The organism is Flavobacterium sp. (assembly GCF_044368625.1).
Classification (GTDB): Bacteria; Bacteroidota; Bacteroidia; order Flavobacteriales; family Flavobacteriaceae; genus Flavobacterium.
This window is the reverse complement of sequence record NZ_JBIPPD010000103.1, coordinates 1-11,324: the sequence shown is the minus strand read 5'-3', so window position 1 is coordinate 11,324 and position 11,324 is coordinate 1. Positions and strand designations below refer to the sequence as shown.

13 protein-coding genes and 1 pseudogene are annotated in these 11,324 nt (G+C 33.9%); 11 read left to right on the top strand and 3 right to left on the bottom strand.

The features are described from left to right. Nucleotides 1–385, top strand: a 385-nt coding sequence (locus ACIQ2X_RS09190) for a hypothetical protein (RefSeq protein WP_396178631.1), incomplete at its 5' end; no start/stop codon positions are given. A 326-nt stretch (nt 386–711) separates the two neighbouring features. On the opposite strand, the pseudogene ACIQ2X_RS09185 reads toward ACIQ2X_RS09190, so the two are convergent. Beyond that, nucleotides 712–878: pseudogene (locus ACIQ2X_RS09185) on the bottom strand (IS982 family transposase); the annotation flags it as partial. A gap of 186 nt (nt 879–1,064) precedes the next feature. Between ACIQ2X_RS09185 and ACIQ2X_RS09180 the strand changes: the two are divergent. Both ACIQ2X_RS09180 and ACIQ2X_RS09175 read left to right on the top strand, forming a co-directional pair. Then, complete coding sequence (locus ACIQ2X_RS09180) at nt 1,065–1,922, top strand: alpha/beta hydrolase family protein (RefSeq protein ID WP_396178630.1); 858 nt, start codon at nt 1,065–1,067, stop codon at nt 1,920–1,922. Between the two features lie 332 nt (nt 1,923–2,254). Beyond that, nucleotides 2,255–3,295, top strand: coding sequence for a glycosyltransferase family 9 protein (locus tag ACIQ2X_RS09175; protein ID WP_396178629.1), 1,041 nt, complete (start codon nt 2,255–2,257; stop codon nt 3,293–3,295). Here the strand turns inward: ACIQ2X_RS09175 and ACIQ2X_RS09170 are convergent. Continuing rightward, the gene (locus ACIQ2X_RS09170; protein WP_396178628.1) at nt 3,282–4,094 is read right to left on the bottom strand and encodes a glycosyltransferase family 2 protein; all 813 of its coding nucleotides are present in this window, start codon (nt 4,092–4,094) and stop codon (nt 3,282–3,284) included. The two genes, ACIQ2X_RS09175 and ACIQ2X_RS09170, sit on opposite strands and share 14 nt — an antisense overlap. Nucleotides 4,095–4,195: 101 nt before the next feature. Here ACIQ2X_RS09170 and ACIQ2X_RS09165 point away from each other — a divergent pair, with 101 nt between their 5' ends. From ACIQ2X_RS09165 to ACIQ2X_RS09155, 3 genes are read left to right on the top strand one after another with little or no spacing between them, the layout of a single operon-like run. After that, on the top strand, nt 4,196–4,936 hold the full coding sequence (locus ACIQ2X_RS09165; protein ID WP_396178627.1) for a glycosyltransferase family 2 protein: 741 nt from the start codon (nt 4,196–4,198) through the stop codon (nt 4,934–4,936). 21 nt (nt 4,937–4,957) lie between these two features. After that, complete coding sequence (locus ACIQ2X_RS09160) at nt 4,958–5,809, top strand: glycosyltransferase (RefSeq protein ID WP_396178626.1); 852 nt, start codon at nt 4,958–4,960, stop codon at nt 5,807–5,809. A gap of 9 nt (nt 5,810–5,818) precedes the next feature. Then, nucleotides 5,819–6,919, top strand: coding sequence for a glycosyltransferase family 4 protein (locus ACIQ2X_RS09155; protein ID WP_396178625.1), 1,101 nt, complete (start codon nt 5,819–5,821; stop codon nt 6,917–6,919). Nucleotides 6,920–6,924: 5 nt separating this feature from the next. Here ACIQ2X_RS09155 and ACIQ2X_RS09150 read toward each other — a convergent pair whose 3' ends face one another. Beyond that, nucleotides 6,925–7,878 carry a hypothetical protein gene (locus ACIQ2X_RS09150; RefSeq protein WP_396178624.1) on the bottom strand — a complete coding sequence of 318 codons (954 nt, stop codon included), beginning with the start codon at nt 7,876–7,878 and terminating at the stop codon, nt 6,925–6,927. A 63-nt stretch (nt 7,879–7,941) separates the two neighbouring features. On the opposite strand from ACIQ2X_RS09150, the gene ACIQ2X_RS09145 reads away from it, so the two are divergent. The 5 genes from ACIQ2X_RS09145 to ACIQ2X_RS09125 form a co-directional block, all read left to right on the top strand. After that, complete coding sequence (locus ACIQ2X_RS09145) at nt 7,942–8,502, top strand: L-threonylcarbamoyladenylate synthase (protein ID WP_396178623.1); 561 nt, start codon at nt 7,942–7,944, stop codon at nt 8,500–8,502. Between the two features lie 83 nt (nt 8,503–8,585). Continuing rightward, complete coding sequence (locus ACIQ2X_RS09140) at nt 8,586–8,663, top strand: GxxExxY protein (RefSeq protein WP_396178633.1); 78 nt, start codon at nt 8,586–8,588, stop codon at nt 8,661–8,663. Next, nucleotides 8,641–8,928, top strand: a complete 288-nt coding sequence (locus ACIQ2X_RS09135; protein WP_396178632.1) for a GxxExxY protein — start codon at nt 8,641–8,643, stop codon at nt 8,926–8,928. The genes ACIQ2X_RS09140 and ACIQ2X_RS09135 overlap by 23 nt, the downstream gene beginning before the upstream one ends. 90 nt (nt 8,929–9,018) lie before the next feature. Beyond that, nucleotides 9,019–10,434 carry a CCA tRNA nucleotidyltransferase gene (locus ACIQ2X_RS09130; RefSeq protein ID WP_396178622.1) on the top strand — a complete coding sequence of 472 codons (1,416 nt, stop codon included), beginning with the start codon at nt 9,019–9,021 and terminating at the stop codon, nt 10,432–10,434. 125 nt (nt 10,435–10,559) lie between these two features. Continuing rightward, the coding region (locus tag ACIQ2X_RS09125; protein WP_396178621.1) for a COX15/CtaA family protein at nt 10,560–11,324 on the top strand (765 nt) is incomplete at its 3' end.

Below are 11,324 nucleotides of genomic sequence, written 5' to 3'. Positions count from 1 at the left end.
AGTTAACGCGCAAGAATTTGATTCGAAATTATTATGTAAAAAATGGAAAATGGATGTGGAAGCCATGAAGCCGGTAATTGAAAAAAAACTAAGTCAAGACCCACAATTTGCATTTTTGAGTGAGGCTGAAAAAGAGGAAGGAATACTTTCTATTCTTGAAACGTTAAAACAAGATACCATTGAATACAAATCAGATGGAACTATTGATAGAAATGGTTCCGAAGGATTTTCTAAAGGCATTTGGAAATTAGACACAACAAAAGGCGAACTAATTACAAAAACAGATAATAATAAAGAAAAAAAATTTCAAATTATTCATCTTGATAAAAACAAGCTGCATTTTATAGCTGAAAATGGTTACGATCTAGTATTAATTTCTTATTAAGAATATTCCCAGATTGATGGTTCCTATTGTAATAATGGAGATATAGCAATAAAGTCCTAGCTTAAATAGAGATTTTCCAATGGTGGACAAATTTTATATCCCAAAACAGACAACGGAATTGGACTTGTTGCCGAATTTGAAGATACAGAAGGAAACAGAATTGCATTATATCAAACTAAATAATGACTACTGAAAAAAAACACAATAACAAATTTAAAGGTTGAGATAAAAAGTATGAATTAATAATCTTAAAAAACATAAAAAATCGATTTTATTCTTCCATATTCTAAAAATAAAAACAAGTTTCGTCTTCTTTTATTAAATTAACTTCGCTCAATTAAATTTGGAATGTGACTAACATCAACCAATTTAAATAATGAGTTTTCACTATCAATCGACATAAATTCAACAGTTAAACTAAGTACAACTAACATAAATAAGACATATTTTGGCTTCTGCCAAATCCTGATTTATTTTCTGATTCACAAATCAAAGAAATTATAACTTCTCAAACTATAAATTATTTTTTTGCTATATTTGTTAGTAATGTTAGTTTGTTTTATGATTTAAACACACTGAATTTCAATATCTTTACCAACATTTAACAGTTTTTGTTTACCTCATATTTACCCAACGGGTTAATATAAGTAAATTTTCAAACATTAAAATTTTCAATAAAATGACCGCTAAAAAAACCATAAGTCTATTTCTCTTGGTGTTGATTTTCTTCTCCTGCAACAACGACATTAGTAATCCCACAAACCAAACGCCAACTGCTTTTAGACAAACTAAAAATATTAGTTATAATGATATCAGCCTAAATGTAATCATAGACAAACCGGATACAAACGAAGTTGATGTCCTGATCGTTTTTCACGGTACGGTTTTGTACGATAACAAAATACTTGAGGCAGCCGAAAATGTATTGGATAAATTTAAGGATATACTAGACCGGAAAGACATGATGCTTGTAAGTGTGGCGTATCCTGGAGAGAATACACTTTTAGGAGACAATTTTATTTATGCAGAAGCGGCCTTACTTTGGGTCAAAAATAAAGCAAGTCAAGAATTGGGAATAAGCATCAAAAAAGTCTTTTTGGCAGGACATTCTCAAGGTGGATATCTTGTTACGATGCTCAATACCTTACACCAAACAAATGGCGTAATTGCCAATGCACCCGGTCCGATAAACTTAGTTTACAGATGCCAATTAGAAGAAAATGGGGCAATCCAGTCTGGTGCAGCTTGCACAAAAATTAAAAATGAATATGGCACGACTGCAACAAACCCGAATGCTTACTTCGAACGCTCGCTGCTTAATTTTACAAAAGATTATAAGTCGGATATTTTGTTTGTACAAGGTTTGAATGACAATCCCATACAAATGACCTCTTGGCCTACTTTTAAGCAAAATGTTACCAATTGTACTACGTGTCAAGTCCGTCAATTCGTTGAAATAGCAGGCGGAGAACATGCTTCACTGTTTACAAGTCCACAAGCAAAAACGGCATTAAATAACTTTATAAATAGCAGATAAAAAACGGTTCAGTTTTTCAACCATTTGGGAACAGAAAAATGTAATAATGAGAATAAAACTGTATTAATTGAAATAGAAATCGAACAAAACAAAAATAACACAAACATAATTATAAGTTGTTTAAAGTGAATCCTTATCAAAGCGATTGTCGTTATACTTATAAATTTACTTTTAGTAAAGGGAAGCAGTAGATTTCTTTTCTAAAAAATTAAAAAACGCTAGAGCATATCCCACGTAAAATGTACATATTTAAAAATTCCAAATTTTTGTTGCAACTATACACTTGGATTAAGTAGCTTTGACTTATGAAAATATTGGTGATTCAACAAAAAATGATTGGCGATGTCCTTGCAAGTAGTATTATTTGCAACAACTTGAAAATGCTGTATCCCGAGGCTCAAATTGATTATTTAATTTATCCCTTTACCCAGCCTGTTGTTTTGAACAATCCCAATATCGACAACTTGATTTTGTTTCACGATGACTACCGAAAGAGCAAAATAGCATTTTTAAATTTTTTACTTTCAATAAAAAAATCCCAATACGACTTGGTTTTTGATGCGTATGGCAAACTGGAAAGTAATTTGGTCGTGGCTTTTTCGGGTGCAAAAACCAAGATTGGTTTTCGCAAATCATATTCCGATTTTCTGTACTCAAAAACGACGAAAGAAATTACACAACCTTTGACCAATGCAGGAACAGCACTGGAAAACCGAATCAATTTAGTAAAATTAATTGCCCATTCGAATCAGTTTGATTTAAAACCAAAAATTTTTCTAACAGAAGAGGAAATTGCAAATGGCAAAAAAATCCTGCTCCACCACAACATCGATTTTTCAAATAAAATTTTTATGATTGGCGTTTTGGGAAGCGGAAATTCTAAAACATATCCTTTCCCGTTTATGGCGCAAATTCTGGATGCAATTGTTTTCGAAACCAACGCCACGTTGCTGTTCAACTACATGCCTTCGCAAATCGCCGAAGCCCAAGAAATTTATAATTTGTGCCAAAAAAAAACGCAGCAACACATTAAAATCGATTTAATTCCAGGAAGTATTCGCGAATTTCTTTCGATTACACAGCATTGCGATGCCTTAATTGGCAATGAAGGTGGTGCCGTAAATATGGCAAAAGCGCTGGATATTCCTACATTCACCATCTTTTCTACTTGGATTATTAAAGAAGCCTGGAACGCTTTTGAAAACGGAACCACAAACGTTTCGGTGCATTTGAAAGATTTTAAACCCGAACTTTACGGTACAAAAACCGCCAAAGAAATGAAAAAAGAAGCACTGAAATTGTATGAAGAATTTAGGCCGGACTTATTTGAAAATCAAATTCGAAAATTTGTACAAATTCCTAAAGTTCGCTAATTCCTGTGGAGGTTTTGATGACTTTATTTTTTAGAGTAGTAGCTCTAATTTGGTTGTTCTTTTCCCAAACTTCATCGGACATGTAACCTCGAGCATGTTCTAAATGCACACAAACTGCGGAGTACCGAATTTGCTTGGACTTCACACCCAAATGAAACAAACGCTCGCCCAATTCGCGATCTTCTCCGCCGTATTTCATTTCGTTATTAAATCCATTTACCGCCATCAAATCGGCTTTCCAGCCTGAGGAATTGTGACCGTTCCAAGAAGGATTTGTAGGCGTTATCGTATTCAAAAAACGGCTCAGAAATGCAGAAGTACTTAATTTCAAAAACTTAATTGTCCACCGAGTACCATTTTCCTGCAACCATTTCGACTGAAAACAGTTTTGAGCAATGATGTCTTTTTCAGTCACTTTTTCAGAAGTTTCTAACGACATTTTGAAATAGCCACCCGATAAAAAATAGTTCTTTCTACGGTATTTTAAATGGGTTGCAACAAAGTCTTTTCGCGGAATGCAGTCGCCATCAGTAAAAATTAAATAGTCGGTTTTGGAGGCTAAAATGGCTTTATTCAGTATTTTAGTCTTTTGAAAACCATCGTCTTCGTGCCAAATGTGTTGCATGTTGAATCGAACTAACGGCCGCCATCGTTCAATTAAATTTCGTGTTTTTTCATCCGAACCATCGTCTGCAATAACAAGTTCGAATTCGGTAAAAGTCTGTTGGTTCATGCCAATTATGACTTTCTCCAACCACTTCTCCGAATTGTAAGTACTTACTATAACAGAAATTTTCATGTTTTTTTTTCGATAATTCTATTGCAAAAATAGTAATTAATTTATATTTGTTGAATATATCGTAATTAATGGATTCCAAATCAAGCAAAAAAATATCGGTTTTGATCATTACCTTAAACGAGGAAATTCATATGTATGAGTTACTGAGCGATTTAGACTTTGCTGACGAGGTAATTGTAGTCGATTCTTTCAGTACCGATCGAACAAAGGAGATTTCTGAATCTTTCAAAAATGTTCGCTTTATTCAAAATAAATTTGAAAATTACACCTCTCAACGCAATTTTGCTATTGATCAAGCCCGAAATAATTGGATTCTCTTTATTGATGCCGACGAACGCTTGACACCAGAATTGAAAACCGAAATTATTGAAACGGTAGCGGTAAACCAAGAAGTGAGTGCTTACTTGTTTTACCGAAAATTCTATTTCAAAAAGAGCATTCTGCGTTTTAGTGGTTGGCAAACCGATCGGATTTTTAGGTTATTCAAAAAAGACAAATGCCGGTATACCCACAACCGATTGGTGCATGAAAAGCTCGACGTGGACGGAAAAATTGCTTATTTCAAAAACAAGCTCATTCATTATTCCTATGCCGAATATCAATCGTACAAACGAAAGATGATTACTTATGGAAAATTAAAAGCCATGGAAAAATACCAAATCGGCTTTAAACCTACTATTTTCCATAAATACGGCCACTCTACTTACAACTTTTTGTACCAATATTTAATTCGTCTTGGCATTTTGGACGGTCGAAAAGGCATCATTATTTGTTACCTCAACGCTTTAAGTGTTTCGGCAAGATATAAAGAATTGAAGCGACTGAACCAAGAAAACAAATAACCCCTTTTATTCCAAAAATGTATGTTTAATCATTATTTAATTACTCGTTTTAATCTTAAAAATCCAAATTGGGGATTGACCAAAAATAATGAGGCAATTTTAGATGAAAAATGGATGGAAGAACGAATGGTTTTGTTCGAAAATTATTGCCTCTCATCTGTTACCAATCAAAGTAATACCAATTTTAAATGGTTACTTTTTTTTGACACCACTACGAGCGATTTCTATAAAAATAAAATTGCGGAGTTACTACAACCCTACTCTTTTATCGTTCCTATTTACATCAACGGTATGGCACTGTTTCATAAAAGTTTGAACGCACACATCGAGCAAAACAGTCAAGGAGTTCCTTATTTGATTACATCGATGATTGACAACGACGATTGTTTGCATAAAAATTACATTCAAGAAGTTCAAAATCAGTTTGCAAAACAAGACTTTCTTGCCATTGATTTTATTAATGGATATACTTTACAAATTGAACCAGATATGATTTTGGGTAAAAAAGACCATATTTTCAATCCATTTATCAGTTTGATTGAAAAAAACGACAATCCTAAAACGGTGTGGTTTTACGACCATCATATTTGGAAAAAAGAGCCTCGAATCAAAAGTATTTACGGAAAAAGAATGTGGATGTCTGTTATTCACGGAAAAAACAAAGTCAACGAATTTGACGGCTATGGAAATGTCGATTTAACGGAAGTTTTTAAAGACTTTATCGTTTCAGATCAAATATTGAAAAAAATTTCTACGTCAATAATTCCGTTTTCAAAATGGAAAGGCAAAAGTTTTAAAAATTACTGCTATGTCAAAATGGTGTGGTTCAGTAAAGTATTCAAAAAAAGTATCGGAGTGTACCGCTTTAAATAAAGAAAATCAATGAACATTTTAAACGTAACAACGATGCAGGGTTTGCGAGGTGGTGATGCTCAAATGTACACTATCTATCAATTATTGAAAAACAAAACCGACTTAAAGCAGTACATTTTATGTCCCGATGATGCGGATCTTGCTGAAATGTGCCGAAGAGACAATGCCGATTTAGTTACATACAATCACAATAAAAATAAAAAAACAAATGCCATTAAGTCAATCATTGCGAGTTGTAAAACCCTAAAAATTGATTTAATTCATGTACACGATTCCACAGCTTTGACTTGCAGTTTGATTGCAATGAAATTTTTAAATTACCAACCCAAACTGGTTTTGAGTCGCAAGCGAAACAATAAAATAAAACCTTTTTTTTTAAATAAATACAAATATTCGCATCCTTACATCACAAAAATTGTTTCGGTTTCCAAAGCCGTAGAAGCCATTTTTGATGATATTATAACAGACAGAAACAGGTTGCTGACCATTTACGACGCCATCGATGTTAAAAAAGTGATGGCAAAAAAGAATATTAAAATCTTGCACAAAGAATTTAATCTTCCGGACGACTCCCTAATTATTGGAAATATTGCAGGACTGGACGACCAAAAAGATTTGTTTACTTTTATTGATACAGCAAAAAAAATCCTGCAAACGAAAAGTGCTTTACCCGAAATCAAATTTTTTATCGTTGGTCGAGGCCCTAAAAAAGAAGTACTTGAACAATACATCAAAGAAAACCAACTTGAGAATGACGTGATTTTAACGGGTTTTCGAAACGATGTTTTGGACATCCTACCCGAGTTTGACGTTTTGCTAATGACTTCCATTGAAGAAGGTTTGCCTTTATCGATTTACGAAGCATTTGCCGCAAAAATCCCAGTAGTATCCACAGACGCTGGCGGAATTAAGGAAGTGGTTCGAAATGAGGAAACAGGTTTTGTAACTCCACAAAAAGATGCTGACGCTTTGGCGAAGAAGTGTCTGGAAATTTTACAAAATCCCGAACTTAAAAATAAGATTGTTGAGAATGCCTTTAAAGTGGTGGCCGAACATCATGATTTAAAAAACTTTGAAGAAAATTATTATCATTTCTACAAAACCGTTTAGGCACTCTAAACTTTAAAAACCTGAGCAATCCAGTTTTTGAGTTTGTATTGAGACAAAATTTCTGCGGGAACATCTGAATATTCAGATTCAAAAAATGATTTTGGAATCTCTAAATTATCTTCTGAAATGACGAAAAAATTATTTTCATTGTAAAAATCATAATTTACAATATCTGCATTATTGGTTATCAATTTCTTTTTAAAACCTAAGGCTTCAAAAACCCTGAAACTCAATCCGATCTGATTCTTTTTTTGAATATCAACCAAGACATCACTTTTGGAAATCAACTCTTTTACTTTTTCTAGCGATATATAATGCGGTGAAAATTGAATCAATTGGTGTTGCAACACCTTGTCTTTCTTTACAATAAACCTAAAAGACACATCCATTTTGGAAAGCTGATTTGCTATTTTTTCAAGAAATTGAAACCTTTTATCGTACGAACAAATTGTAAAAACAGAAAACTCGGTATTGCTGTTTTCAATGACATCGTCGTAGATATAGTTCGTAATAAATTCGAAACCATATTTGGCAACATCGCTTTTATCGTAGCTAAAAACGGTATCAAAATAGCCCAAAATGCTTTTTTGATATTTGAAATTTTCGATGCCGTCAAACAAGTAACAATTCATTTCCGCGCCATTTGCTCGTAAAAATTCAAGTGCTTCCAGCTCCAGTAAATCGGGTCGGATGACTAATATTTGATCAAAGGGATTCTTTTCAGCAATTGTTTTTTTGATAAAGGTAGTCCGATTGATTTCCTTTAAACTTTTGTTAAACAGTATTTTAGAAAAAAAATTTTCAATTCGCGACCATTTATTTTTGTACTTAAACGGAACAGCATCAATGTTGATAAATGTCAAATCGACGCTTTCAATAGCTTCGAGTTTTTGCACCAAAAAATTTATGTAGCCAAAACTATTGGTACTTACAATCGCAATTTTTTTAATTTTTATCATTACACTATATTTGTATCCCTGAACCAAAACAAAAGTAAAAATTTCCGCAACACATTTACCCATATGAACGAAGAAATCCACAATGCATACGAAGTGATTAAAGAAGGCGGCATCATCCTCTACCCTACCGATACTGTTTGGGGAATTGGTTGTGATGCTACAAATCCAGAGGCGGTAGCCAAAATTTTTGCGTTAAAAAAAAGGGCCGAAACCCAGAGTATGATTGTGTTGATGAATGGCGATCGCATGTTGCACAACGTTTTTAAAGAAATTCCAGAAGTCGCTTGGCAAATTATGGATTGTGCCGAAAAACCCACAACGTTGATTTTGGACGATCCGCGAAATGTAGCTCCAAACTTAATTGCTCCTGATAAAAGCCTGGGAATTAGAATAGTAAAAGAGCCTTTTTGCTTTAAATTATTGGAACGGATGAAAAAACCGTTGGTTTCCACCTCGGCAAATATTTCAGGGCAATCTACACCAAAAAGTTTTAAAGAAATCAGTCCTGAAATTGTAAAAGGCGTGGACTATGTTGTAAATTTGCACCGTGATAAAATTGCAGGAAATCCCTCTGCCATTATTAAATTAACAAACGATTTGCAGGTAAAAGTAATTAGGAAATAACAATAACCGCAAATTCGCAAATTAATTTTTAAAATGGAAGAAGATTATATTTATAAAGAAGAAGCTATTAATTAGTTGGGATCTTGTATGAAGTTCATAAAAATCTCGGTAAAGGTTTTTCTGAAATTGTATATAAGGATGCGTTGGAGTATGAAATTTAAAATAAATAATATTCCTTTTAAAAGAGAAATGGAATTTGAAGTAATCTACAAAAACGCTTCCCTGAGGCATAAATTCTATGCTGACTTCGTTGCATACGATAAAATAATATTGGAAGTAAAAACGGTTTCTTGTTTTGATTCTAGCCATTATAATCAGTGTTTAAATTATTTGAAAATCTCTGGCTATTATCCCGCCATTTTAGCTAACTTCAATCTAATTTCCTTAGAATACAAAAGGATTGTTGATTCAAAAAGAATGAAATAATCTTTTACTTAGTTAAACAAAGTCTTTAAGTTAACTACCAATCAAAAACAATAATTAAAAACAATAATTTGCGAATTTGCGATATTTAAAATGAAATATTTACAAGCTCTAAATAGTCCAATCTTTGAAATCATTTCCCAAGCCGCTCAAGAAATTGGCGTGGAAAGCTACGTCATTGGTGGCTTCGTTAGGGATTTTATATTAGATAGAGGCTCCAAAAAAGACATCGACATTGTTGCCGTTGGAAGCGGCATCGAATTGGCCTTAAAAGTTTCGGAATTACTTCCAAAAAAGCCCAAGGTACAAGTATTTAAGAATTATGGAACTGCAATGTTGCGTTTTGAAGACACGGATATTGAATTTGTAGGCGCTCGAAAAGAGTCCTATAATTTTGACAGTCGTAAACCTTTGGTAGAAAACGGCAGCTTAGAAGACGACCAAAATAGGCGTGATTTTACGATAAACGCATTGGCTTTTTCGTTGAATAAAGAAAATTTCGGAACACTCATTGACCCTTTTAATGGTCTAAGAGATTTAGAGTCGGGCATCATTAAAACCCCTTTGGATCCCGATATCACGTTCTCTGACGACCCCTTGCGAATGATGCGAGGGATTCGATTTGCCACTCAACTAAAGTTTGAAATCGAAGAAAAATCGTTAGCATCCATTGCGAAAAATGCCGAACGAATCAATATTATTTCGGGTGAAAGAATTGTAGAAGAGTTGAACAAAATGCTTTCTAGTGAAAAACCCTCGGTGGGATTTTTATTATTGTATAAAGCAGGATTGTTAGACCTAATCCTTCCCGAACTAACCGCTTTGAACCAAGTGGAAGAAATTGAAGGTCATACGCATAAAAATAATTTTTACCACACGTTGGAAGTGGTCGATAATATTTGCCCCAACACGAATGATGTCTGGCTTCGTTGGGCGGCATTGTTACACGATATTGGCAAAGCACCTACCAAAAGATTCAACAAAAAACAAGGTTGGACGTTTCACGGACACGAATTTTTAGGCGGTAAAATGGTCAAGAAAATTTTCGAACGACTGCACATGCCATTGAATCAAAAAATGAAATTTGTACAAAAAATGGTGGTGATGAGCTCGCGTCCAATTGTTTTGGCACAAGATACCGTAACCGATTCGGCGGTCCGTAGATTGGTTTTTGATGCTGGTGAAGACGTTGATGATTTGATGACGCTTTGCGAAGCCGATATTACTACTAAAAATCCTTCAAAATTTAAAAAATACCACGCCAACTTTGATTTGGTTCGAAAGAAAATTATTGAAGTGGAAGAACGCGACCATGTACGTCAATTTCAACCGCCTATTTCTGGTGAACAAATTATGGAACTTTTTAATTTGAAACCAGGACGAGAAATTGGAACTTTAAAGGAAGCCGTAAAAGAAGCCATTTTGGAAGGACACATTGCCAATGAATATGAAGCTGCTCTAGAATTTGTGACTCATAAAGCCTTTAAAATGGGTTTAAAGAAAGATTAACGAATGTTCTGAAAAAGCGTTTTACTAAATTAGGTATTTTTGTATTGTAAAAATGAGCAGGACATTTGAAATTAAAAAAAATCCATTTTTACTACTAATCTAAATTGATTTTCCAATCAAAAAAAATGAAAAAAGATAAATCGGTCATTATTTGGCTACTTTCAGGTTGTTTATTATTGTTTATTATGGTTATCGTTGGAGGGATTACGCGACTGACTAATTCCGGACTTTCGATGACCGACTGGCATTTGGTTACTGACACTTTTCCGCCCTTAACTTCTGAAAAATGGCAAGAAGCTTTTGACGAATATAAAAAGTTTCCTGAATATCAAAAAATCAATATCCACAATGATTTTACGATTGATGACTATAAATTTATTTACTTCTGGGAATGGTTCCACCGGTTTATCGGTCGCATCATCGGAATTGTTTTTATCATACCCTTTTTCTATTTTTTGATTAAAAAAAGATTGTCAAAAGAGACCATCAAGAAATGTTTCATCCTATTATTTATGGGAGGATTTCAAGGATTTCTGGGCTGGTTTATGGTCAAAAGCGGTTTAATTGATCGTCCCGATGTGAGTCATTTCCGACTTGCACTGCACTTGACTTTTGCCTTTATTACTTTTGCTTACACACTTTGGGTTGCTTTAGACTTAATTTATCCTGAACGCCAAACCGTATTTATATCCTTGCGAAATACTGCTCGAATTGCATTGGTATTTCTGATTTTGCAAATCATTTACGGAGGTTTCGTAGCAGGATTGAATGCTGGTTTGATACACAATCATTGGCCTTTGATGAGTGAAAGTAAGTTCATGCACGAAACCGTATTGATTGAACAACCAACACTTATACTAAACCTGACGGAAGGAAAAAGCGGTGTTCAA

Coding starts and splice junctions, on each gene's coding strand:
- ACIQ2X_RS09175 (WP_396178629.1), top strand. CDS start 2,255: ATGATTGGCGATGTCCTTGCAAGTAGTATTATTTGCAACAACTTGAAA.
- ACIQ2X_RS09135 (WP_396178632.1), top strand. CDS start 8,641: ATGCGTTGGAGTATGAAATTTAAAATAAATAATATTCCTTTTAAAAGA.
- ACIQ2X_RS09150 (WP_396178624.1), bottom strand. CDS start 7,878: ATGATAAAAATTAAAAAAATTGCGATTGTAAGTACCAATAGTTTTGGC.
- ACIQ2X_RS09170 (WP_396178628.1), bottom strand. CDS start 4,094: ATGAAAATTTCTGTTATAGTAAGTACTTACAATTCGGAGAAGTGGTTG.
- ACIQ2X_RS09155 (WP_396178625.1), top strand. CDS start 5,819: ATGAACATTTTAAACGTAACAACGATGCAGGGTTTGCGAGGTGGTGAT.
- ACIQ2X_RS09180 (WP_396178630.1), top strand. CDS start 1,065: ATGACCGCTAAAAAAACCATAAGTCTATTTCTCTTGGTGTTGATTTTC.
- ACIQ2X_RS09160 (WP_396178626.1), top strand. CDS start 4,958: ATGTTTAATCATTATTTAATTACTCGTTTTAATCTTAAAAATCCAAAT.
- ACIQ2X_RS09145 (WP_396178623.1), top strand. CDS start 7,942: ATGAACGAAGAAATCCACAATGCATACGAAGTGATTAAAGAAGGCGGC.
- ACIQ2X_RS09130 (WP_396178622.1), top strand. CDS start 9,019: ATGAAATATTTACAAGCTCTAAATAGTCCAATCTTTGAAATCATTTCC.